The sequence below is a fragment of the Flavobacterium sp. LC2016-01 genome (assembly GCF_009711135.1).
Classification (GTDB): Bacteria; Bacteroidota; Bacteroidia; order Flavobacteriales; family Flavobacteriaceae; genus Flavobacterium.
Map to the genome: position 1 here is coordinate 1 of NZ_WMIC01000003.1, position 25,245 is coordinate 25,245.

Below are 25,245 nucleotides of genomic sequence, written 5' to 3' on the forward strand. Positions count from 1 at the left end.
CAGTTTATAGCTTCTGAAGGATGTTCAAATGCTGGAACTTACACTAATACTTGGACTGTAAAAGATGCCTGCGGTAATACTTCTGAAACTTTCACTCAGGTGATTACAATTCAAGATACTACTGCTCCAACTTGGACTACTCTAACTGCATCATTAAACAAAACTATCGAATGCAGCAATCAAGAAGCTTTGACATCGGCGCAAGCCTTATTCCCAACAGCAACTGATGCTTGTGATACTGATGTTTCAAATATTGTAAAAGTAAGCGGTCAGTTTATAGCTTCTGAAGGATGTTCAAATGCTGGAACTTACACTAATACTTGGACTGTAAAAGATGCCTGCGGTAATACTTCTGAACCTTTCACTCAAGTGATTACAATTCAAGATACTACTGCTCCAACTTGGACTACACAAACTGCTTCTTTAAACAAAACTATTGAGTGCAGTGACGAACAAGCTTTGGCATCGGCGCAAGCCTTATTCCCTGTGGCGACAGATTTATGCGATACTGATCTTAAAAATATAGTAAAAGTAAGCGGTCAGTTTGAAGCTTCTGAAGGATGTTCAAATGCTGGAACTTACACTAATACTTGGACAGTAAAAGATGATTGCGGAAATACTTCTGACACATTCACTCAAGTAATTACAATTCAAGATACTACTGCTCCAATATTTAGCGGTGAGCTTCCAACTGACATTACAGTTTCATGTGACGCAGTTCCAGAACCGGCTAATGTTCAGGCTTCAGATAATTGCAGTGGAGATTTACCAATTGTATTGGCTGAAACTAAAACCGATATTAAAAACGAATGCGGTACAGAATATACTTTGACTCGCAAATGGACAACAAGTGACTGTTCAGGAAACACTGCTTCATTTACTCAAATTATAACTGTTCGTGACACAACTCCACCAACAGGAACAGCTCCGGCAGACGTAGCAGGTTTACAAAATGCTACAGATATTCCAGCTGGAAGCCCAAGTGATATTACGGATGAAGCTGATAATTGCGGCGGAAATGTAACGGTTACTGTAAGCGATTCTAACAATGGAGCGAATGGCTGCGATGGAAATGCGTACATCTTGACAAGAACTTACACTTTAACAGACTGTGCTGGCAACAAAACCGAATTAGTTCAAACCTTTACTGTTGAAAATAAAGTTTCTGTATCTGGTGTTCCTACTAACGTAAGCTGTCTTGATGGAACTGATGGTTCGATCGCGGTGACCAGCAGTCCAGGCGCAACGGTTGTGATTACAAATGCAAACAATGAAGTGGTTGGAAATACTAATTTACCGGCAGGAACTTATACACTTACTGCAACGGCTCCTGTAAATGGTGAAGGGCAAGTTTGTACTGCAACGGCTACGGTAACAATTACACAGCCTAATTATAAAGTTAAAATATCTGGACAAGTTATTAATGTAGACACTAACACTCCAATTGCGAATGTACCTGTTACATTAATACCACAAGGCACAACTCCTGGTCCTATTTTAATAAGAATCACTAATGCTAATGGTGAATATACATTTGCTGGAATGGTAGCCGGAAGTTATCTAGTTCAAGTTCAAGATGCTAATTTAAATAGCGCGTATCAATTGTATCCTGTAGATTCAAGTTTGTTCTTTACGACACTTGAAGAATGTAAATTCCAAGTTCATGATTTCTTATATGGAAAATCAGATCTTCCAGTTTTAGGAGATTATGTTTGGTATGATGTTAACAGCAACGGAATTCAAGATGAATGGTATGATGCTAACAATGATGGCGTTGTAACTAAAAATATTCCAGACAGTGATGGCGCTATTGACTATAGCTTATGGGAATGGATTGATTTTAATGGAGACGGAAGCTATGTTGGCCCTCAAAATGCTGGTGAGTTAAATGCCGCCGGATTTGGAAATGCTCAAAGTGCGAACGTTATTATTGATGGTCCAAATGGATATCACGATGATGTAATTGTTGGAATTCAAGGTTTCTGGAGAAACAGACCAGAAAGTGCAAATCCATATGGCGAATACAAAGTAAAACTTGTTAAAGATGCAAACCTAGATGCTGTTGCTGCAGCTTTAGGAGCAACAGGATTAGTGAAAGTATTGCCTTCATCAACATCTACTACGAATAAAAAAGTTACATCGAAAACTAGCAAAATACAAATGCACACCGTTTGTACCACTACTAGCGCTGATGGCTACGTTGTAAATGTAACCCCAGAAGATCTAGTTCACTTAGATATTGACTTTGGAGTAAATTGTAAAGAGTACCAAGACATTGTTGCTAATGATGATAATGGAGGTCCGTTCCCTGGAGTTAACACCACAACACCAAATGTGTTGAATGTATTGACAAATGATACGTTGGAAGGTCAACCGATAACGGCATCAGATGTTATTATAACAACTGTAACACCAAATGAATTCTTGCAATTGAATCCTGACGGTTCTGTAGATATTTTACCAAATGCACCTGCAGGTACATTAACAATGGTATATCAAATTTGTGAAGCCGATCAAACTTCAAATTGTGATACTGCAACTGTAACTATTACAATTGAAGCTCCAGTAATGACCGTTACTGCAACATCAATTTGTGTGAACGATGTTCCGTACCTTGATTATTCAGCAACACCTGTAAACTTTACACCTGTAAATGGCGTAACAATTACCTGGGCTGACAGCAATAACAATGTCGTTACAACAATGACCAACTTACCGCTTAGCGGCAGAGTATTATGGCCTGGAGCTGTAGTAGATCAAGCTGGAAACGGAATTGACTGGCCAGGATGGGTTTTCCAAGATAATAAATGGATCCAGGCTCCAGACGGATTTGAAAATCTTCGTCCAACAGCTACTGTTACAATCTCTGTTAACCCAAGCGAAACGATTGTTGTAAACTATCCGCCAGCCGATCCTTACTGTATCGCAAGACCAACATTTGCAATTGTTGCTAATGATGATACAGCAGGACCTATAAACGGTACAACTGGAGGAACAAATGTAATCAACGTTTATACTAATGATACTTTAAATGGTTCACCGGTAAACCCAAGCGATGTTACTTTGACAACAGTAACGCCAGATCCAAAAGGTGTATTAACACTAAACCCTGACGGAACAATTACTGTCGCACCAAATACTCCGGCTGGAACATATACTCTAACGTATCAGATTTGTGAAATCGCTGATTTTGGAAACTGTGATACAGCAATTGTAACCGTTACCGTTTCTTCTTCACCAATTGTGGCGAATGATGACAGCTACACGAACATAGGCTGTAACCGATTTGGAGTGGTTGGAAATTTACTAAGTAATGATTTACTAAACGGCCTGCCAGTGACACTGCAGCTAGTAAACTTCAGCTTAGTACCGCAAGGCACAGATGTAAAATCTGATCCAAATATAACAGTAGATACTTCGGGCAATTTAACCGTAGGAAGTGCAACAGCTGCTGGTACTTATACTTACACGTATCAAATTTGTGAAAAATTAAATCCAAATAATTGTGATACCGGAACTATAACCATCACTGTTATTCCAAATGGAGTTACAAATCTGTCAAGTAGTGCTTGTAATGATGATTCAACATTAGTTGACTTGCTTTCACTGCTTCCAGCAGAAACTCCAAGAAACGGAACTTGGGTGGATACAAATAACACTAGAGCATTGCAAGGAAGTGTTTTAAATGCATTTGGTCTGGCACTTGGCACTTATGTATTTGAATACAAAATAGCCGATCAGCTTTGTCCTCGAAGCATAGTACTAAGCATGGAAATCAATGACGACTGTAAAGTATTACCATGTGAAAACATACTTGTACACAATGCTTTCTCTCCAAACGGAGACGGTATAAATGATGTGTTTGTAATTGATGGAATTGGCGACTTAACTTGTTATCCAGGCAATACAGTAGAGATCTATAATCGTTGGGGAATATTAGTCTTTGAAACAACGGACTATAATAATACAACGAATGCGTTTGATGGAACTTCGAGAGGAAGAACGACTGTAAAACAATCAGACGGTCTGCCAACAGGAACCTACTTCTACATCGTGACTTACAAATCTCTAGACGGAAATAATGTAATTCAATATAACAAAAAAGACGGATACCTATATCTTTCAAAATAAATCCAGGCTGCAAAGGCTGATATAAATACTGTATCAGCCTTATACAGCAGAGAACATTAAAAATCCGGGGATTGAAAAGAATTATATCGTGGATTTTTTTAGGGGATTTCATTAATAATCAATAGTAAAATTGAAATAATAAATATCTACTATGAGAACAAAATTATTTTACTTCGTCATTCTGTTTGTAACTATTGCAGGTCACGCGCAGCAAGATTCTCAATATACGCAATACATGTACAATACTATAAACATAAATCCTGCCTATGCAGGTTCTCGTGGAGCCTTAAGCATTTTTGGTCTGTACCGTACACAATGGGTTGGTTTGGATGGTGCTCCTGAAACAAGCAGTTTCTCAATAAACACGCCAATAAATAACAGCAATCTCGGAATTGGAGGTTCGGTTGTTAATGATAAAATTGGCCCAACAAATGAAAATAACATTTCGGTTGACGTTTCATACACAATTCAAACATCGGCTAATTGGAAACTTTCATTTGGTATTAAAGGAACAGCCAATATATTCAATTTGGATGTGAGCAAACTGAATCCTGATATTTCAGGAGATCCACAATTTCAGGATCTGGATAATAAATTTACTCCTAACGTAGGAGCCGGAGTTTATTGGCACTCAGACAAAGCTTATGTTGGTCTTTCTGTTCCAAATTTTATTGAAACAAATCGTTACGATGATAATGATATTGCCATTTTCAAAGACAAAATCAACTATTATTTAATGGCCGGTTATGTATTCGATCTTGACAAATATCAATACATCAAGTTCAAGCCAGCTCTACTTACCAAAATGGTTGAAGGTGCGCCGCTTCAAGTTGACCTTTCTGCAAATTTTCTGTTCTATGACAGATTCATGATTGGTGCTGCTTATCGTTGGAGTGCTTCATTAAGTGCTATGGTTGGGTTCCAAATTACAGATGGTCTTTATTTAGGTTATGGTTACGATCGTGAAACTACAAACCTGAATAATTATAATTCAGGATCACATGAGATATTCCTGCGTTATGAATTCTTTACTAAAAATGGTAAAATAACAACTCCTCGTTTCTTCTAAAAATTAGTACTATGAAAAATTATATTTTCCTTTGCCTAACATTTGTAAGCGTTTTTTCATTGGACAGTTATTCACAGCAGTCAAAACTAAATTCTGGTGATAAAAAATACAATAATTACGCTTATGTTGATGCAATAAAGACGTATGAAAGAGTAGCAGATAAAGGATATAAATCTGAAGAAATGTTCAAGAAACTTGGTAATTCTTATTACTTTAATTCAGATTTTGACGGTGCTGCTAAGTGGTATGGCGAGTTATTTGCAATGAATTCAAATATAGAGCCTGAATATTATTACAGATATGCCCAATCTTTAAAATCAATAGGAGAAACTGCCAAAGCAAATAAAATTTTAGATGAATTTGATGCTAAAAACAAAAACGACAACAGAGCAAAACTGTATAAAGAAGATGTAAATTATCTCGACCAGATCAAAGCAAATTCAGGCCGATATAAAATCGAAAATGCCGGAATCAACAGCAAATATTCTGATTATGGATCTTTCGTTTATAACAACAAATTATATTTTGCTTCGGCCAGAGATACTGGAAATTTTTCTCAGAGAAAGCACAAATGGACAGGCGAATATTTTACCAATATTTATGATGCTGATGTCGATTCTGCAACTTACAGTGCAGGTAAAGTCAATAAATTTAAAAATGCTTTAAACAGCAAGTTCAACGAAGCAACTCCTGTTTTTTCTAAAGATGGAAAAACAGCATACTTTACAAGAAACAATTTTGTAGATGGAAAAAAAGGAAAAGATGCCAATAAAGTTACTTTAGTTAAATTATATAAAGCCACACTTGACAGTAAAGAACAATGGACCAATATTGCACCGCTCTCTTTTACAAGTGATAATTACAGCACAGCGCATCCGGCACTTAGTCCTGACGGAAAAACATTGTATTTTGCATCTGATATGCCCGGAACTATAGGTCAGTCTGACATTTATAAAGTAAGTATAAATGATGACGGAAGCTACGGAATTCCAGAGAATTTAGGAAAAACCATTAATACAGAAGGAAAAGAAACATTCCCGTATATTACCGATGACAACGAGATTTATTTCGCCTCAGATGGTCATCCCGGACTGGGCGGACTAGATGTTTTTGCGGGAGATATTGACAATGACGGCACGGTAAGCAATATTCAGAATGTAGGTGCCGATGTCAATTCTCCAAAAGATGATTTTGCCTACTTTATAGATCCGGTCAGCAGACTTGGGTATTTTAGTTCCAATAAAGACGGCGGTGAAGGATCAGATGACATCTATAAATTTTTAGAAACAAGAAGACTGAAATGTATTCAGGAACTAAGCGGTATTGTTACTGACATTGAAACAAAAGAAATCTTGCCTGGAGCAAAAGTTACTTTATACGAAAATCAAGTTATTAAAGCTACCACAACGGCTGATGACACAGGATTATATAAACTTCCTGTTGAGTGTAAAAAAACCTACAATGTTCGTGCTGAAAAACAAGATTATGACACTAAAGAAGTCAGCATAACAATCGACAAAGTAAGCGGAAAAACCGACTTGCCGATTGCTTTAAACAAACGTATGTGCCGTGTTACTGTTGGAGACGATTTAGGAAAATGCTTTGGCATCAAAATGATTTATTTCGATTTGGATAAATCAAACATCAGACCTGAAGCCGCACTGGATTTAGAAAAAATACTTGCCGTATTAAACGACTATCCAGCAATGAAACTCGACATTCGTTCACATACAGACAGCCGTGCAACGCATCAATATAATGAAGCCTTATCTGACAGAAGAGCAAAATCTACTATTCAATGGTTGATCAAAAACGGCATCAAAGCCGATCGTTTAACCGGAAAAGGATACGGTGAAACACAGCTTGTTAATAGATGTTCAGATGGAGTTCCTTGTACTGAAGAAGAACACCAAATGAACAGACGAAGCGAATTTATTATTACAGCACTTTAGTTATTAGTTTAGGTTATCATATTTTGGAAAAAAAGCTGTCTGAAACTGACAGCTTTTTTTACATAAAAAAAAATCGCCGCAGTTTAAAAAACTGCAACGATCGTAAAAACCAACCAGTTTTTAATTAATCCTATATTCTAACAAAAATGTTAGTGTAATATTTTTTACCCGTTTTGGCATCAATTGTAATTGCAATTCCAAAATGAGTATAATTTCCTTCGATGTTTTCTTTATGTCCTGGACTTTCCAACCACGCTTTTAAAGCAGCTTCAGAAGTTTTATAATTGTAAGCAACATTCTCGCCTACTTTTTTTGCACCGAGAACTTTTTCAAGATTTTCAGAACGCGCTACAAAATCATTATGATCAACAACATTTTTTTCGATCATATATTTGTTATGTTCTTCACATTTGGCCGAAATATGATTAATTGGTTCTAAAGCATTTAGACCAATACTAACACGGTAATCGTTAATCAATTTCATGGTTTCTAATTCTGAATCGTTGTACGAATAGTTCGTAATCAGAATCTCAGTTGAAGTACTGTTTTCAGTTCCCTCTGCAGTGTCGGCAGAACATGCGTTCATTGCAAAAAGTATTGCAATGAACGTCATGATGCGCATTATCTTCTTCATAGTCATACAGTAGTTTAATGCTTAAAGTAAATGTTGGGGCAAATCCTTTAACTTTTTATAATTTGAATAAATTGTTTCATTTTTCTTACGCCAAACATATTCAAATTGTCGTTAAACTACAAAATTAATCGATGAAATGCATCATATTTTTATTTTATGATATATTTTTCTTACATCTAAGAAGATAATCGCTCAATCTTCCATGAAAAATCAGATTGACTTGTATATCGAATTCTGTCATGCAGTCGATTGGGTCTTCCCTGCCAAAATTCTACTTGTAAGGGAGTTACTAAATAGCCTCCCCAATTTTCAGGTCTCGGAATTGCTTTTCCTTCAAATTGAGCTTCTAATTTCTTTAGATTTTCTTCTAAAAAACTTCTCGACGGAATCACTTCACTTTGATGCGAAACGATAGCGCCCAGCTTGCTTCCGTCTGGTCTTGAATCAAAATAGTTGTCAGAAATATTTTCAGAAGTTTTTTGTGCAATTCCCTTTATAATTACCTGACGTTCCATTTCCTGCCAAAAAAAGGACAAACAAACATTTGGGTTTGCTTCAATCGCTTTTCCTTTTTCTGAATCATAATTGGTATAAAAAATAAATCCTTCTTCAGAAAATTTCTTCAGCAAAACCACTCTCGATTTCGGAAAACCATCCAAACCGATTGTAGAAACCGTCATAGCATTCACTTCTCCGCTTCCGCCAAAATCTTCCACTTCATAAAACCATCTATTAAATAGATTAATTGGATCTTCAGGAATATTGGTTTCCAATAATTCGCTTTTCTCGTAAGACTTTCTATAATTGCTTAAATCGTTCATGATTTATTATTTTAGATTGTTGATTTTAGATTTTAGATTTTTTGTCTCCAGTTTGTCAGGCTGAGCGAAGTCGAAGCCCCTCATTTACAAAAGACGTCTCAATACAAAAGCCCTTCGACTTCGCTCAAGGTGACATTCGTATGTTCACGTTCCAAAACTTAGCATCTTAGTATCTCAGAACCTTAGTATCTTTAAAATTAAAACTCAAATGAAACTCCATCATCTGCTAAAAGCACATTTTGGAAAACTTCTTGAGCTTCTTCTTTAAAACGCTCAATTCCGTCATATCGTGTCGAATAATGACCTAAAACCAATTGTTTTACATTTGCTTTTAAAGCAATTCGTGCAGCTTCTTTTGCAGTCGAATGCAATGTTTTTTGCGCCAATGAAGCTTCAGATTCTAAAAAAGTAGATTCATGATACAAAACATCTGCATCTTTTATTATCGGAATAACAGCTTCATGATAAACTGTATCCGAGCAAAAAGCATATTTCATTGTCGGAGCAGGATCAAAAGTAAGTTTCTCATTTTCTATTACCGTTCCGTTGTCAAGTGTAATATCACTTCCGTTTTTTATTTTCTGATAATAAGCAACGTGAATATCATATTTTTGAACTGCTTCAACATTTAGTTTTCTCTCATCTGGTTTTTCTTCAAAAAGATAACCATTGGTGTACACACGATGTTTTAACGGAATCGTTTTTACAATAACGCGTTTGTCTTCAAAAATCACTTCACTTTCTTTCGACTCCAGTTCATGGAAAAACAAATTATATGTTGTCCAGGATTCTGTCAATTTTAATTGAAGCAGAATAAGTTCCTTGATTCCTTTTGGTCCGTAAATATGTAAATCGGTAGTTCTTCCTAAAAGAGAAAAAGTCGAAATGGTTCCAATCAATCCATAAAGATGATCGCCATGAAGATGCGAAATAAAAATGTGATTAATTTTTGAGAACTTAATCTTATTTTTCCGAAGCTGGACCTGAGTTCCCTCACCGCAGTCAATTAAAAATAATCGGTTTTTAATCTCTAAAACCTGCGAAGTCGGATTGGTAATTGTTCTGGGAGTTGCGGCATAACAGCCAAGTATAGTAAGCTTCAATTTTATGTTTATTCGTTTATTTGGTAAATCGTTTAATCACCTAATTATGAAAAGTAAAATCAGTTAAACAAATAAACATTTAAACGATTAAACCAATCTTAAAATCCGAGATCTCTCTCAATTTCTTCCATTTCGATAATATCGTGTGCTTCCAAAAGAGAAGGAACAACAACTAATTTATCTGAAATAGCATTAAAATCAAGATCTGAAGCCACAATAACAAACGATTTTTTTATTTTCTTCTGAGACTTTGCCAATGGTAAAAATAGTTTCAAATCATTTTCAGACAAATTTGCATCCGATGACAAATCGATTATAACATTGTGTTTTTCAAAGGTTTTAAACTGTTGCGTTACTTTTTCCAAGAAAGAATTTACATCTCCTTGTGTATCCTTAATTGTAACGGTATGTCCTTTTTGATCTACTTTCATTTTATAATTTGTGGGGCTTATATAAAAATTGATTTTTCTGACAGCTAAGATACGAAGTTTTTTTGTAGAGTTTTCAGTCGCGGTCTCAGTTTTCAGTTTTTAAACAAGTGTCACCCTGAGCGTCCCGAGACTTCGGGAGAAGTACTTTAAAAAAATGAAACATGATTTGCAAACGTGGACTTCGACTTCGCTCAGCCTGACAAATGTCAAAGTTTTAAATACTGAAAACTGAGACCGAGACTGAATACTAATGCTATTGAATCTTAGAAGCCAGCAAATAAATAACTGCCATTCTAATTGCAACTCCATTTTCTACCTGATTCAAAATCACAGAATGATCAGAATCAGCCACTTCAGAAGTAATCTCTACTCCTCTATTGATTGGCCCAGGGTGCATGATTACAATTTCTTTTCCAAGAGAATCCAAAAGCGGTTTATCAACTCCGTATTGTTGTGCGTACTCGCGTGTAGATGGGAAGAAATTCACATCCATACGTTCGTTTTGTACACGAAGCATATTGGCAACGTCGCACCATTCTAATGCTTTTCTTAAATTCGGCTCGACCGTAACCCCAAGTGATTCGATGTATCTCGGAATCAAGGTTTTTGGTCCGCAAACTTTTACTTCTGCGCCTTGCATCTGCAAAGCATATATGTTGGATAAGGCAACTCGCGAATGCAGAATATCGCCTACAATAACTACTTTTTTTCCGGCAACATCGCCCAATTTTTCTCTGATAGAATAACTGTCTAACAAAGCCTGCGTTGGATGTTCGTGCGCTCCGTCTCCGGCGTTTACGATACTGGCTTTGACATTTTTAGATAAAAAATAAGTCGCTCCGGGATTGGAGTGGCGCATTACAACCATATCCACTTTCATCGAAAGGATATTATTTACAGTATCAATCAGGGTCTCTCCTTTTTTAACCGATGACTGCGCTGCAGAAAAACTGATCACATCAGCAGATAAACGTTTCTGCGCTAATTCAAAAGAGAGTTTGGTTCTGGTACTGTTTTCGAAGAAAATATTGGCAATAGTAATATCTCGTAATGAAGGAACTTTTTTAATTGGTCGGTTAATGACTTCTTTAAAATGATCTGCCGTTTCAAAAATCAGGTTAATATCATTCTCGTTGATATATTTAATTCCTAATAAATGATTTACGCTTAATTCTTTCATCTTTACTGTTTAATTGTTTATTTGTTGAATCGTTTAATCGTTTTCCTTTCGATTAAACAGTTAAACGGATTAACGGTTCACGAGTTATCGATTAAACAATTAACCGATTAAACGATTAACCTATTCTAATTTGTCACTAAGTGAACAACATCTTCACCATCATTTTCTATCCAGCTCACTTTTACTTTTTCGCCATTAATAGCATCTACCTGACGGCCTCTGTAATCGGGCTGAATTGGCAAATTACGGCTGAAACGTCTGTCAATCAAAACCAATAATTCAATTTCTGAAGGTCTTCCAAAAGACTGAATGGCAGTTAAGGCAGAACGAATGCTTCTTCCGGTAAACAATACGTCATCGATAAAAATGACTTTTTTGTCTTCGACTATAAAATTGATTTGGGTTTTATTGGCTTCAAGCGGTTTATCAGTACGACGGAAATCATCTCTAAAAAAAGTGATGTCCAAGTATCCTAAAGAAATTTCAGGAACCTTATATTCGTTTTCTAATATTTGTTTTAAACGTTCAGCTAAAAAGACACCTCTTGGCTGAATTCCCACTAAAATAGTATCAGAGAAATCAAGATGTTTTTCGATTAACTGACAAGCCAAACGATGGAGTATGATAGTAACTTCTTTAGAATTAAGTAATACTTTTTGACTCATAAGTGATTGTAATGTTTGGTTGGGCAAATATACGAAATCAGAATTTATTTGTTGGGGTGTTGGGATGGGAAATATTTTTTTAGAAAACAAATCTCGCTTTTAAAAATCATATTTAACTAAATACCATATTTTAGCTAACGAAATTTTTAAATCTTATTTAGTAATAATGCCTCGAAAGAAATCTACTGGTAAATCTGTTTCTATAGATCAGCCAAACACTAAGCGAAAACCGAAGATTATCAAATTTATTATTATAAGTATTTTTTTTGGTTTTGGCATTTACTTTATTGTATGGAACTCTAAGCAAATTAATTTAGAAGGCAATTGGACGCCAACTAAAGTTATTATTGATGGCAAAAACTTTATGACAGATAATGTTTTAAATGATTTTGAAGGTGCAAATCAAATTCTAATAAGCAATTGGAGCAACTCTATAGATATTTCAACATTTGATATAGAAACAAGTGCAGGATTTACTATAAAAAAAGACAACAAGGGCAAGAATTGTATAATATTATCTTCAAAAGAAAAAGCTTTAAACGGAAACTTTGAAATGAAAATTGACACTATCGATTTAGGCCCACAAGAATACCTCGTCAAAGTAAAACTGCATTCTAAAAAAACATATATAGAATTTCAGAAACAAGTTATTGTCCCTCCTTGGAAACCTGAACCTCCAAGAAGAGGACAAGTGTAAACAAAAAAACAGTAATAGAATCTATGGATAAATATCAAGAAACTTTTGAAACGTGGAATAAAATTGCCAATCTCTATCAAGATAAGTTTATGAATTTAAGCTTGTACGATGAGACTTACGACTTCTTTTGTAACATTCTAAAACAGGAGCAAATAAACATATTTGAAATTGGCTGTGGACCAGGAAACATTACAAAATATTTATTATCCAAAAATCCCAATTTAAAAATTACAGGTATTGATATTGCTCCAAAAATGATTGAATTGGCAAAAACAAATAACCCTTCTGCCAATTTTGAAGTAATGGACACAAGAGAACTTAGTTCCTTAAATCAAAAATTTGATGCCATTATGTGTGGATTCTGTTTGCCTTATTTATCCGAAGAAGATTGTTCTAAATTAATAAATGACTCGGGAAAAATACTTTTAAACGATGGGATTTTATATTTAAGCTTTCTTGAGGGAAAACCTTCTGAATCTGGTTTTATTTCGGGAAGCACTGGCGATCGCACGTATTTTTATTATCATACTTTAGAAGATATAAGTAATCAACTTGTAATAAATAATTTTGAAGTTATTAAACTATTCAATGTAAATTACCCAAAAGCTGAAGATGTGGAAATTCATACTATAATAATTGCAAAAAAAATTGAGCAATCAATTCAAAAACCAATTATATAAACGATATCACAAAAATTCTTTCTGTATCCGCTATCTATAATAACTTTAAATGATCAACATAATTCAACAATTAAAAAATCTAAAAATCACCGGAGGAATTATTTGGCTTTTAGAACTCATTCATGGAAAAGATTATTTAGCCCCTAAACTAAATCATTTAAGATCCTTAGAACATGGAACTGTTGGGCGTGAAGTTGCAGAAATGCTCGACAGTAAACAATATAGATTAATTCCTAAATTTGAAAATCATGATCTAAAACATATCATCTTAGAATATGAAATGACAATGAAAGATGAAATCAGAATGCAAGCTTATTTAATTGGAAATGGCAACTTTACTTTTCCTTGTTTAATCTTCTTTTCTTTAGGTATATTTTATCCTACGATATGGAAAGATTTATTAAACGAATATAAACTTGGAAAAAATACTAAATCAATTCATTTTCTAACTTTAGATGATTGTATGGAATTACAATTAATAGATATAAAAAATGAGTATGGACGAAATCATAATTGCTGCAGGAATTGTATTATTGAAAATTAAATTAATACTATAAACACTTTAAAAAAATAAGATATAAAGATTACTAGTATATGAAAATCCCAGAAGAAATAATAATTCAAATTACTGATAAATTAGGATATGACAATTCTATTGAAAATGTAGTTTTTGGTTTTAGAATTTTTGAAAGTGAAGATGATTATTATACAACATCATATTTTAAAACAGATAGTAATGGTAGCATAACTATAAAGCAAACCGATTTAATTAATAAATCTGAACTCAAATGGGAAAATGATATTGAAAACTTTCAAAGTTTAAAAACAGAAGTTTTTGTTCTTGATGCGAATTCTACTAAAAGCGTTAGAGCAAGTTCTAAAAATTATATAAACATTATTACTAATAAGGAAAATCTAGAAAAGCATTTAAAACAATCTGGTTTTAATGATGAAAATATAATTGCTGCTTTGCAAGCAATAAATAATAGTGCGAACGAACAAATGGAAATTTATAATCTTTTTAAAGATTCAAAAAATGATATAGTTGAAATCCTGACTGAAAAAATAGAAGATATATGGAAAGACAATACTAGTAGACTTTATAAATTCATTATTACAAAAGATCAAATCATTCAATCCTAAAATCCTAAAACATTTCCAAAAAATTCTATAACACATTCTCCTGATTCCTGAAGTAATTTTAATAAACAATTTAAAAACTCAGAATCATGCAAAATAAAATTACTAGAATGTTAATGGTATTGGTTATACTGTTTTCATTTACAAGTTGCGAAGTTATTGGAGACATTTTTAAAGCCGGAATGGGATTCGGGATCTTTATCGTAATTTTTGTGGTTGCGATTATTATCTGGATTTTTGCAAAAATGTTCGGCAGTAAATAGCAATAATTAAAAAATCCCAAACTCCAAGGTTTAATTAGGAATTTGGGATTTTTAATATTGTTATTTATAGATTAAAGATTGTACATCTTTTTTCTTTGTTCCTGAATCTTTTCATCATCAAGATATTCGTCAAATGTCATGTAACGGTCGATTACGCCGTTTGGTGTTAATTCTACGATTCTGTTACCAACAGTTTGTGCAAATTCGTGGTCATGCGTTGTGAAAATTACAGAACCTTTAAAGTTTTTCAATGAGTTGTTGAAAGCGGTAATCGATTCCAAATCTAAGTGATTTGTTGGCTCATCAAGCATTAAGATATTAGCGCGCTCCATCATCATTCTAGACAACATACAACGTACTTTTTCTCCTCCAGATAAAACTCTTGAAGTTTTCAAAGCTTCTTCTCCTGAGAAAATCATTTTCCCAAGGAAACCTCTAATAAATACCTCATCACGCTCTTCTTCTGTTTTAGCGTATTGACGAAGCCAATCCACTAAACTCAAATCGTTTTCAAAATATTTATGGTTTTCAGCAGGAAGATACGCTTGGTTTGTTGTGATTCCCCAATCAAAAGTTCCAGAATCTGCTTTTTGTTCGTTGTTTAAGATTTCATAGAAAGCAGTTGTAGCACGTGAATCTTTAGAGAAAAGAACGATTTTGTCGCCTTTCGCCATATTCAAGTTAATATCTTTAAATAAAACTTCTCCATCTACAGAAGCAGATAAGTTTTCTACATTCAAAATCTGATCTCCAGCTTCACGATCCTGATCAAAAATAATGGCAGGATAACGACGGCTTGAAGGTTTAATTTCAGAAATATTCAACTTCGAAATCATTTTTTTACGAGAAGTTGCTTGTTTCGATTTCGCAACGTTTGCACTAAAACGACGAATAAATTCTTCCAATTCTTGTTTCTTCTCTTCTGCTTTTTTGTTTTGCTGTGCACGCTGTTTCGCCGCTAATTGACTAGACTCGTACCAGAATGTATAGTTTCCTGAATAGTGATTGATTTTTCCGAAATCAATATCAGAAATATGTGTACAAACCGCATCTAAAAAGTGACGGTCGTGCGATACTACAATTACAGTATTTTCATAGTTTGCCAAGAAGTTTTCTAACCAAGCGATTGTCTCGAAATCCAAATCGTTGGTAGGCTCATCCATGATCAATACATCAGGATTTCCGAAAAGCGCCTGCGCCAAAAGCACACGAACTTTCATTTTTCCTTCCATATCGCCCATTAAGGTATAATGATGCTCTTCGTTGATTCCTAAGTTAGATAACATTGATGCCGCATCAGAATCAGCGTTCCAGCCGTTCATTTCTTCAAATTGAACCTGAAGCTCCCCTATTCTGTCTGCGTTTTTATCATTGTAGTCTAAATAAAGTTCATCCATTTCTTTTTTAACAGCGTACAAAACTTTATTTCCCATTAAAACGGTTTCCAAAACAGTATGCTCATCGAACATGTTGTGATTTTGGTTCAAAACCGACATACGTTTTCCTGGCTCTAAATGAATGTGCCCAGAAGTTGGGTCCATATCGCCCGAAATAATTTTAAGAAATGTAGATTTTCCAGCACCATTGGCTCCAATAACGCCGTAAATATTTCCGTGAGTGAATGTAGTATTTACTTCGTCAAACAAAATTCGTTTGCCAAATTGAACTGATAAATTATTGACTGTTAACATGAATGTCTTTTTAATTAATTTGGTGCAAAAGTAGTGAAAAAGGTTCAGAGTTGCAAAGGGACAAAGGGACTAAGTTTTTTATTTGCTTATGAAAATTTTCGACCAATAAAATTAATTTTAATAATACTTCTTTTGGTTATATTGCATTATAAATGCTACTAACTTAAATAATGAGAAAAGCAAAAACCAAAAAGGCCTTTTTATTGATATTATCAATTTTAATAATCTTTATAAGTTACTTAGTATATTATCTAATCAATGATCCTAACGGTTATGGTGATAGAACTGCTGGATTTTATACAATTAATCCCTATACTTCAGAAGCAAAAGATATACAATCAATAAGAGATTTAACATTAACTCTAGATAAAAATGGAACATATGAGTTTTCAAAAAAACTTCCGTTTTTAGATCAAAATGGAAATTGGCTACTAGATGAAAATGGACTTGTTGTCAACATTCTTTTATTAAATCAAAATGGCACAAAAGATAAAATCTCAATTTGCTGTGATGACAATAATGAAATTACTTTATATTGTTATTTAGATAAAAGTCAAGAGTTTAAAAGAATCATTTTTATACGTTCATCAAAACAGAGATAAATTCTGACTGCGGAGCTACTTGCGGAGATTTGCTTCGCCTATTCGCTATCGCTCGGGTCTCGTTCCTCGAAATGACAAACTTGATCTTTAATTATTGATTAAAAAACTTTGCGACTTCGCGACTTTGCGAGATTAATTCGATTGCAATCCACTTTCTATTTCCAGATCAAATTTTAATCTTCATAAATAGCGTTAGCAGGAATTTTATTCTCAAACATCTTTTTATAATTTCTAAAATCCTCTGACGTATTGATTGGATAATTTAAAAGTATAAAACTGTTCTGAGGATTTTTCTTTTCGTAAATAACTAAATACAGAATACTCAAATCAGGTTTATAATCTGGTATTGCTACATATGAATTTTGACTATAAGAGTTCTCAATAAACTTATTACCTATACGATAGATATATGTTACTTTGTTAGTATTTTTTGAGCTAAATGCTACAAAATATTCTTCTATATGACCTGATGTTAATGAAAAATCTTTTTTTAGAAAGGAAACATTTTTTTGTCCATTAGCTTTAAAATAAAGGGTCATGACAACTAGGATTAAAATTACAATAAATATAATTTTAAGCTGAAAATCGATTGATTTAGAATTTTTTATGAAATAAAAAGCAAAACATACTAAAATTATAAAACAAATTGTCATGGGTGTTTTAATATAATCTAAAGTATCAAGAAAGTCTTTCATACAATAATTACAATTTACTTTCCTTCGCCAAAGCCACTTCTAAGCTTTCAAAATTCGGCAAGACTTTAGCAATCAAACCTTCTTTATTCAGAATAAAATGTGTTGGAAAAGAATTCAGTTGTAAACTCTCATTCATATACACTTTCATATCTGGAATTACTGAATACGAAAGAGGTTTTCTGGCTAAGAATATTTTTAATTGTTCAGGCGAATCTTCGGCAAGACTTATAAAAAGAATATCTTTTCGGTTTTTATATTCTTCTACCAGTTTATTGACTTGCGGAAATTCTCTGATACATGGCGTACAGTGAATGTACCAGCATTTTATCACAATTATTTTCCCTTTCATGGTTTCGTTTGTAACCAAATTTCCGTTTAAATCTTTAAATGAAAATTGAGGAAAAGCAGTCCCTTCCATTTTGAAGTTTTTAAAAGCGTCAAAACCTATTTGGTTTATTGTTGCTTTTATACTTGTATCTGTTTTTGGCAGAATTTTGAAAAGTTTATAAGCATATTCATTTCCTTCTGATTTTAATCGGATTGGGATAAAATTTCCGTTCGCTAATTGATCTAAAAAAAATTCTTTGGAAATTTCTTTTGAAGTAACATCCAGCGCTTTAAAATCTCTTGAAAGCATAATATTTTTGCTTTGATAAGCTGACCAAGTTTCGAAAGTCTTCTGAACCTGGATTGGATCAACTTCTGGGTTTCCTGCTTTGATTTGGGCTGTACTTATGTTAAAAATAAAAAGAAGTGCAATTAAGCTGATAAATTTATGCATTGATTCTGAAACATTGTATTTGACTTCAAAAGTACTTAAAAGTTTTATTTCTTTAAAAATGAAATATCCATATGATATCTATTGGGATCTTTTGGATCAATCAAAACTATAATTTCATCTGTTATCGAAAATTCTGTAGGATCTAGCCAAATATCGTCACTTTCAAACAAATAAGTTTTATTAGTCGTTAAATCCAACCACTTACTGCATATAAAATAAGGATGAGAACCATTTACTGTTACATGCATATTAAGCTGTAATCCTTTAAACTTTGTTGCAATACGCTTACCGTTTTGCTGCAAAGAATAAATCTTTTTTTGTTTGAAATAGTCTGACCTAAAAAATGAGAAACCTGTCAAAAAGAAAACAGTTCCTGCGAGTGCTAAAACTGATGATGCAAGATACAAAGAACCAAAATTATTAACTTTAGCTTTATTGGGATTTACTGGGTCATACAAAACTTCAACATTCTTGTCTTCGTCACTACTTAGCGGATTAATACTATTATAAGAAGTAAATTGGATCTTCTTACCTTTTTTTGTCGTGAACGACACTATAGACGTATCATCTGACACTATTACTTCAATTTTACCTTGTCCAACAGTTGCTTTTTCTATAAAAGCCATTTTTTCTTGGTAGTTAGAAAAGGCTAGTGCCAATAGCACCAAACCAATTATACAGAAAATATACTTCATAATAGAAATGCTACTTTTCATTTTTACTCTAATAATTAATTTTAATGCAAAATACTATTAAAAGAAATGCAACTCCTAAAATTCTGTTTTTTTTTACCTAAAATAAAAAACCTGGCAATAGAGATTTGCCAGGTTCATAATGCGCTCGTCAAGGAGAAAACCAAATAACAAATCTCCTCAATTCACAGCATTTATTTGAAATAAAAATTAGATTAAAAAATAAATAACCAAACTCAATTTTAACCGTCCCAATTTTTTATTTCGAAATTTTCAATTCTTTATTCTAGTTTAAAAAATTCATTACTTTGAATGATTTTTTATTTCCTGCTTTGTCTGTCACTATTACCAAAAACAATTGTTTTGTCGAGAAACTCTGGCTTTGCAGCAACACTTCTTTATTATTTTGAACATTTTTTCGGCTTGCTACATTTTGTCCAATCAAGTTGAAAACATCAACCTGAGCAATATCTTCTGTTTCATTGGAAACTGATAAGGCATCATTTTTAAAGTACGCTGTCGTAACATTATTTTTTACCGAAATATCACCAAGTGCCAATGTTTTTGCGGCTGATTGCGAAGCAAAATAAGCAGCATAAGCATTAGATAATTCAGATGAATTTCCACAAGAAGATGCGTCCCAGTTTACAGACCAAGTCATTAAACCTCTTAAAGAAGGATATGGTCCGCCTGGCTGCATAGTGTACGTTCTTCCCGAAAAAGTGGTTCCCGTTCTTAAATAATTCATAGCACTAATTCCTTCTGCCGGCGTTAAATAACCGCTGCCTGCTGCACTTGGGCAAGCTGGTAATGCAATAAGAACTTTTGAGGCCGGTAAACCATCGAAATGCATTCCTGTTGTACCAATGTTATAGCCTTTTATCACCATATCTGTTAGGGCTGTTACCATGTTTGCTTTCTTAGCTGTACCATAATATTGACCATCTAATCCGTTTTCTCCTCCTGTATTATACAATTGTACCGCTAACAAATCCAATTCATTACGCAAGTTTTGAATGATTGGCAGGAAGGAACCAAAAGTATCCGTATAGGTAGAATATCCTCCTTGAACGTATTGTGTTTCCGGAGCGGCAGTTAATAAAAATCCAGGGCCATAGTAAGCTTTTAGTTCTTTACAGGCATCTACTATATTTTTTAATCTTGGATAAGCAGAAATACCCGCATAAGAAATATCTCTTAAACCTCCTGCATTAAAATTCATCGATCCGCCTTCAAAATCCAAATCAACTCCATCAAATTGATACTCATCGATGATTGCTTTTAGAGCATTAACAAAAATATTTTTTTGCGTTACATTGTCCAAAACAACATGCCCATTTTGACCTCCAATAGAAACAATAACAGGAACGCCGCTGTCTCTTAAGGATTTTATATCATTTTTCAACAATTGCTTATTGAAAACACCATTGGTCAAATATCTAGTGTCATTTGTAGTTAATATTGGTGTATAACCATCACGATTAACTGTTTCTACGAAAGAATAATCAACTACGTTAAACTTACTTCCCACCATTTGAGAAAAATATAAAAATGGTGCAGAAGTATTTTCCCAAGAATGTGCATATCCTAAAATAATTTTAGAAGGAAGCGGAATGAATCTATTACCGATCACTGTAGCAATTTTAATGGTATTGTTTAATGTCGTTATACCCGATTGATTATCGGTTGCTTTGATTACAACTGGATAATCCTGATAAGCAGTTGGTGTAAAATTATATGTATAGGTATTGTTTGTACCCGCTGTCATATTAAATGTGCCTCCATTTATTGTAATACTAACACCTGAAACCGATCCGTCACTGTCAAGAGCTGTAACCGAAATTGGCACAACCTGGAAAGAATTTTGGTATACAGTAGTATTCGATGGTGAATTCCAAGTAATTGCCGGCAATGCATTAGGACAAGTTGTTCCTGAGCATTGTAAAGCGAACGTTTTTGTGTTTTCGGCAGTTGTACCGCTTGAAGCCGTTACTGTTGCTTTCAACGTATAATTTTTGTTGAAATCTGCTGCAGCTGGTGTCCAGTTTGCTACATATTCTGTTCCTGAAAGTGCTGCTGCAATATTTTGTCCGTTGATATTGAATACTACTGACGAAATAGTTAAGCTGGCATCAACACTTGCAGTTGCTTTAAGCTGAATAGCTGTTCCCGGAGCGATCGCTACCGTTGCAGCTGAAGGAGCCGTAATAGTAACCTGTGGTGGTGTAACTGTGTTTGTATTGAAGTTATAAACCTGAGGCGTTGTTGGCACTGCGAAGTTTGTCAAATTATTTGGAAAATAAGCTACTTCACCATTTTCCCATGAATTCAATTTTAAACTTGTGATGATTGAATATCCTGCTAAAACCGAATTGTTATAGCTGAAATTTCCTGAACCATCTGTAATTGCAATAATACTTACATAACCATGAGTACTATCTGTCCAAGGCAAAATTAATTCTACTTTGGCACCAGAAACAGGAGTTGAACCATTTTTAACTGTTCCGCTGATTAAGTTGCCACTTGTTACATTTTGAGTAAAATTCAGCGTTTTATTGGCATTAATAGCGGTATAAATTGTTGAAGCCGGACTAAAACTTAAACCTGTTTTTGCAGCGGTTACTGTGTAATCTGAACCTGCAACTAAATTGGCAACGCTATAATTTCCTGAAGCATCAGAAGTTGCTGTTAAAGTTGTAGTTCCAGAAATAGCAGAAACTGTAGCACCTGAAACAGCTGTTGTTCCGTTTTTCACAGTTCCGCTTACTGTATAATAAACCGGAGTTACCACTTGCGTGAAATTCAATGTTTTATTTGCATTAATAGCTGCATAAACCGTTGAAGCAGGCGTGAAAGTCAATCCTGTTTTAGCAATCGTTACGGTATAATCTGAACCCGCTACCAAATTGGCAACACTATAATTTCCTGAAGCATCAGATGTTGCTGTTAAAGTTGTAGTTCCTGTAACTGCTGAAATTGTTGCACCTGAAACTGGAGTTGCTCCGTTAAGAATGCTTCCGCTTACTGTATAATAAACAGGAGTTACCACTTGCGTAAAATTCAATGTTTTATTTGAATTAATAGCATTATAAACCGTTGAAGCCGGCGTAAAAGTTAATCCTGTTTTAGCAATTGTTACTGTATAATTTGATCCAGAAACCAAATTAGCAATGCTGTAATTTCCAGAAGCATCAGAAGTTGCGGTTAAAGTTGTAGTTCCTGTAACTGCTGAAATTGTTGCGCCTGAAACTGGAGTTGCTCCGTTAAGAACCGTTCCGCTAACCGTATAAGTTGTCGTCACAGCACCTGTATTAAAATCGTAAACTGTTGGATTTGCAGGAACAGCAAAGTTTGTCAAATTGTTTGGTAAATAAACTACTTCTCCGTTTTCCCAAGTATTTAATTTTAAACTTGAAATAGTAGTGTACCCAGTCAATATCGCATTATCAAAACTGTATTTTCCTTGTGCATCTGTAACCGCAAGTTTGCTTAAATAAGGATGTGTGTTATCTGTCCAAGGCAAAATCAATTCTACTTTTGCACCTGACACCGGAATTGTTCCATTTTTAACTGTTCCGCTAATTTTACTTGCACCAACAACAATAACATCTTGAGAAAAATTCAATGTTTTGTTGGCTGTTAAATTAGTATAAACCGTTGAAGCTGGCGTATACGTTTGTCCAGCTAAAGCAGCTGTAACGGTATAATTTCCTGCAGAAGGCAAACTAAGTGAATACACACCGCTGGCATTTGTAACTGCTGTAAAATTTCCACCTGACGAAGTTGCTGTAACTGTTACACCTGAAACCGGAGTTGTATTGTTTAAAATAGTACCACTTACGGTATAATAAACAATTGGGGCGCTTTGTGTAAAATTCAACGTTTTATTTGCATCAATAGCATTGTAAACTGTTGAAGCTGGCGTATAGGAAAATCCGGTTTTTGCAGCTGTAACTGTAAAATTAAGACCAGCAGTTAATCCTGCAATATTGTAAACGCCGCTTGCATTCGAAACGGCAGTCAACACTGTGGCACCAGAAGTAGCTGTAACCGTAACTCCAGATACTGGAGTCGATCCGTCTAAAACTGTTCCGCTAACTGTATAGGTAGGCTGTGTTCCATTAATAACAACACCCGTTTGATTTACAGTAACATTTGTTAGCGTTACGGGTGTAAAAGTATAAGTTGCTTTTAAAGCGGTAAGCGTATAATTTTGTCCTGAAGCCAAATTATTAAATATAAAATTACCTGCAGTAGAAACTACCGTTTGCAATACCACATTGCTTGCATCACGTAATTCAACTGTAACATCGGGTACTAAAGCAGAACCATTTTTTACAGAACCTGCAATACTTACTGTTCCTGCAACGATGCTTCCAAATGAAGTATCAACTTGTTTTAACAATGCATTTGGGACAGCGCCTCTAGTATCTTGAGATAATTCCCAAACCATACCTCCTGCAAGATTTTTCGATTTAATATATTGTACTTTTAAATCCATTGATTGTTTATCTTCATAAGAAATAAACTGTTTTAAAGTAGCATTATATAAATAAGGAACTTTTGTTGTATTATCAAAATAACGTACCCATCCGGCCGAAGCTGCAGCTGATGTCACCAACATTGTATTTGGATCTAAACACGCATGTGAATTTGTAACTGGATTTCCGACTAAATCACAAATTTCAATACTTCCTGATTTTTCGCAAGCTGCAGGTCCATCCCAAGTTCCCGTTGGATTTTGAGGATTTGTACATCCTGAAACGATATCTCTTGGAGCCGAAACGAATAATCCAGGTAAATTTGGGTTCGTTCCGTTATTAGCAACATGATCGAATTTTTTGCCGTAAAAAGGCAATCCCATGATTAATTTATTCGCAGGAAAACCAACTACATTCAAATATTGGTTCGTTAATTCGTCAAGCGATTCTGATTGAGTTGCGCCGTATAATGGATCATTTGTGTTTCCACTTGCATATAAAGGAGCATTGTAGCAGGTTTTATCGTACCAGTTTCCACCAAAATCATATCCAAAATAAGTGATATAATCACAGTAAGTAGAAATATCTTCTGACATTCCGTACTGTGCTCGGTTAAGTGGTCCCAGATATTGTTTGGCAACATTTCGAACATTATTTCCGGCAGCAATTGAAATTAATTTATTTGGCATTGCCTGACGCATTGCTTTTAATAAATAAACTAAATTTTTGTTGTCGTCCGGACTGTACTTTTGTGCAGGAATTGGAGCTCCATTAATTACTTCGGTACCATCTGTTCCTCCAGAAAGAGGGTATTCCCAGTCAATATCAAATCCGTCAATAAATGGATAAGTAGTAATAAAGTTGGCCATATCTGCAGCCAAAGCAGCTCTTGCCACTGGACTTGCAGCAATTGGAGAAAGATCCTGGCCTTTAGTCCATCCTCCAACTGAAATTAAGATTTTTAGATGGGGATACTTTTGCTTAAGCTTCATTAAATCATAAAAATTCCCTTTTACAGGAGCGTCCCAAGGAATTCCTCCTTCCATATGTTCAAAATCAGCATAAGAGTCTAAACATAACAACTTTGTATTCTCCGGATGTGCCGGATCATACGTTGTTCCATAAAAAGAATAATTTAAATGCGTCAATTTGCTTCCGTCTATCTGCGGGACATTAAAATCCCGGGCATAAATAGACCATTGCGCATAATACCCTACTACTTTTTTACCGTGAGCTGGTTGGGCTAACGCAAGTAAGGGAAACAACAAAAACAAAAAAAGCAATCTGTAATAATGTTTCATAGTTATTAATATTGGTTAATAGAAAATAAGTAATTGGGCCGAAGCAGTTTTACTGCTGGGTTTCGCTCAACGCAGTTTGGAAGGCTGCATCGATTGGAAATAAACTCAAATTAAATTCTATAGATAAATATTACTATTACTGATTCTTGATAATCATTAGCAAATAGTAGTGATTGATATTTATTTATAATTTTTTAAAAATTACTATTAAATACAACTGATAAACTTGGGACTAC

At 34.4% G+C, this 25,245-nt stretch carries 20 protein-coding genes; 9 read left to right on the forward strand and 11 right to left on the reverse strand.

The genetic code is table 11. From position 1 onward, the window contains the following. The 3 genes from GKZ88_RS07045 to GKZ88_RS07055 form a co-directional block, all read left to right on the forward strand. A partial coding sequence (locus GKZ88_RS07045) for a gliding motility-associated C-terminal domain-containing protein (RefSeq protein WP_155101680.1) occupies nucleotides 1–4,131 on the forward strand: 4,131 nt, incomplete at its 5' end. A 151-nt stretch (nucleotides 4,132–4,282) separates the two neighbouring features. After that, entirely contained in the window at nucleotides 4,283–5,200 is a 918-nt protein-coding gene (locus GKZ88_RS07050) for a type IX secretion system membrane protein PorP/SprF (protein ID WP_155101681.1), read from the forward strand. 11 nt (nucleotides 5,201–5,211) lie between these two features. Beyond that, nucleotides 5,212–7,152, forward strand: coding sequence for an OmpA family protein (locus tag GKZ88_RS07055; protein WP_155101682.1), 1,941 nt, complete (start codon nucleotides 5,212–5,214; stop codon nucleotides 7,150–7,152). 130 nt (nucleotides 7,153–7,282) lie between these two features. On the opposite strand, the gene GKZ88_RS07060 is transcribed toward GKZ88_RS07055, so the two are convergent. The 6 genes from GKZ88_RS07060 to pyrR all read right to left on the reverse strand — a co-directional run bounded on the left by GKZ88_RS07060 (nucleotide 7,283) and on the right by pyrR (nucleotide 11,986). Then, the gene (locus GKZ88_RS07060) at nucleotides 7,283–7,786 is read right to left on the reverse strand and encodes a CAP domain-containing protein (protein WP_155101683.1); all 504 of its coding nucleotides are present in this window, start codon (nucleotides 7,784–7,786) and stop codon (nucleotides 7,283–7,285) included. A gap of 176 nt (nucleotides 7,787–7,962) precedes the next feature. Further along, nucleotides 7,963–8,607, reverse strand: coding sequence for a pyridoxamine 5'-phosphate oxidase (gene pdxH, locus GKZ88_RS07065; RefSeq protein WP_155101684.1), 645 nt, complete (start codon nucleotides 8,605–8,607; stop codon nucleotides 7,963–7,965). Nucleotides 8,608–8,804: 197 nt separating this feature from the next. Further along, the gene (locus GKZ88_RS07070) at nucleotides 8,805–9,710 is read right to left on the reverse strand and encodes a ribonuclease Z (protein ID WP_155101685.1); all 906 of its coding nucleotides are present in this window, start codon (nucleotides 9,708–9,710) and stop codon (nucleotides 8,805–8,807) included. 98 nt (nucleotides 9,711–9,808) lie between these two features. Further along, the gene (locus GKZ88_RS07075) at nucleotides 9,809–10,141 is read right to left on the reverse strand and encodes a ribonuclease Z (protein ID WP_155101686.1); all 333 of its coding nucleotides are present in this window, start codon (nucleotides 10,139–10,141) and stop codon (nucleotides 9,809–9,811) included. Between the two features lie 253 nt (nucleotides 10,142–10,394). Next, nucleotides 10,395–11,321, reverse strand: coding sequence for an aspartate carbamoyltransferase catalytic subunit (locus tag GKZ88_RS07080; RefSeq protein ID WP_155101687.1), 927 nt, complete (start codon nucleotides 11,319–11,321; stop codon nucleotides 10,395–10,397). A 125-nt stretch (nucleotides 11,322–11,446) separates the two neighbouring features. Further along, on the reverse strand, nucleotides 11,447–11,986 hold the full coding sequence (gene pyrR, locus GKZ88_RS07085) for a bifunctional pyr operon transcriptional regulator/uracil phosphoribosyltransferase PyrR (protein ID WP_155101688.1): 540 nt from the start codon (nucleotides 11,984–11,986) through the stop codon (nucleotides 11,447–11,449). Between the two features lie 166 nt (nucleotides 11,987–12,152). Here pyrR and GKZ88_RS07090 point away from each other — a divergent pair, with 166 nt between their 5' ends. From GKZ88_RS07090 to GKZ88_RS22300, 5 genes are all read left to right on the forward strand, one after another. Further along, nucleotides 12,153–12,683, forward strand: a complete 531-nt coding sequence (locus GKZ88_RS07090) for a hypothetical protein (RefSeq protein ID WP_155101689.1) — start codon at nucleotides 12,153–12,155, stop codon at nucleotides 12,681–12,683. 23 nt (nucleotides 12,684–12,706) lie between these two features. Further along, entirely contained in the window at nucleotides 12,707–13,363 is a 657-nt protein-coding gene (locus tag GKZ88_RS07095) for a class I SAM-dependent methyltransferase (RefSeq protein ID WP_155101690.1), read from the forward strand. Nucleotides 13,364–13,412: 49 nt separating this feature from the next. Continuing rightward, entirely contained in the window at nucleotides 13,413–13,907 is a 495-nt protein-coding gene (locus GKZ88_RS07100; protein ID WP_155101691.1) for a hypothetical protein, read from the forward strand. 50 nt (nucleotides 13,908–13,957) lie between these two features. Further along, nucleotides 13,958–14,506 (forward strand): hypothetical protein, encoded by a 549-nt coding sequence (locus GKZ88_RS07105; protein ID WP_155101692.1) that lies wholly within the window; start codon nucleotides 13,958–13,960, stop codon nucleotides 14,504–14,506. 86 nt (nucleotides 14,507–14,592) lie between these two features. After that, nucleotides 14,593–14,766: a hypothetical protein gene (locus GKZ88_RS22300; RefSeq protein WP_196216453.1), complete on the forward strand. Its 174-nt coding sequence runs from the start codon at nucleotides 14,593–14,595 to the stop codon at nucleotides 14,764–14,766. Nucleotides 14,767–14,837: 71 nt separating this feature from the next. Here the strand turns inward: GKZ88_RS22300 and GKZ88_RS07110 are convergent, their stop codons facing one another. Continuing rightward, the gene (locus tag GKZ88_RS07110) at nucleotides 14,838–16,457 is read right to left on the reverse strand and encodes an ATP-binding cassette domain-containing protein (protein WP_155101693.1); all 1,620 of its coding nucleotides are present in this window, start codon (nucleotides 16,455–16,457) and stop codon (nucleotides 14,838–14,840) included. A gap of 170 nt (nucleotides 16,458–16,627) precedes the next feature. Here GKZ88_RS07110 and GKZ88_RS07115 point away from each other — a divergent pair, with 170 nt between their 5' ends. Continuing rightward, nucleotides 16,628–17,059: a hypothetical protein gene (locus GKZ88_RS07115; protein WP_155101694.1), complete on the forward strand. Its 432-nt coding sequence runs from the start codon at nucleotides 16,628–16,630 to the stop codon at nucleotides 17,057–17,059. Nucleotides 17,060–17,232: 173 nt separating this feature from the next. Here the strand turns inward: GKZ88_RS07115 and GKZ88_RS07120 are convergent, their stop codons facing one another. The 4 genes from GKZ88_RS07120 to GKZ88_RS07135 all read right to left on the reverse strand — a co-directional run bounded on the left by GKZ88_RS07120 (nucleotide 17,233) and on the right by GKZ88_RS07135 (nucleotide 25,009). Continuing rightward, nucleotides 17,233–17,754, reverse strand: coding sequence for a hypothetical protein (locus GKZ88_RS07120; protein WP_155101695.1), 522 nt, complete (start codon nucleotides 17,752–17,754; stop codon nucleotides 17,233–17,235). A 7-nt stretch (nucleotides 17,755–17,761) separates the two neighbouring features. Beyond that, entirely contained in the window at nucleotides 17,762–18,535 is a 774-nt protein-coding gene (locus GKZ88_RS07125) for a TlpA disulfide reductase family protein (RefSeq protein WP_155101696.1), read from the reverse strand. A gap of 44 nt (nucleotides 18,536–18,579) precedes the next feature. Beyond that, a complete protein-coding gene (locus GKZ88_RS07130; protein WP_155101697.1) occupies nucleotides 18,580–19,251 on the reverse strand; it encodes a DUF3592 domain-containing protein in 672 nt (223 codons plus the stop codon). Between the two features lie 262 nt (nucleotides 19,252–19,513). Next, nucleotides 19,514–25,009, reverse strand: a complete 5,496-nt coding sequence (locus GKZ88_RS07135) for a glycosyl hydrolase family 18 protein (protein ID WP_155101698.1) — start codon at nucleotides 25,007–25,009, stop codon at nucleotides 19,514–19,516. Nucleotides 25,010–25,245: the final 236 nt, after the last annotated feature.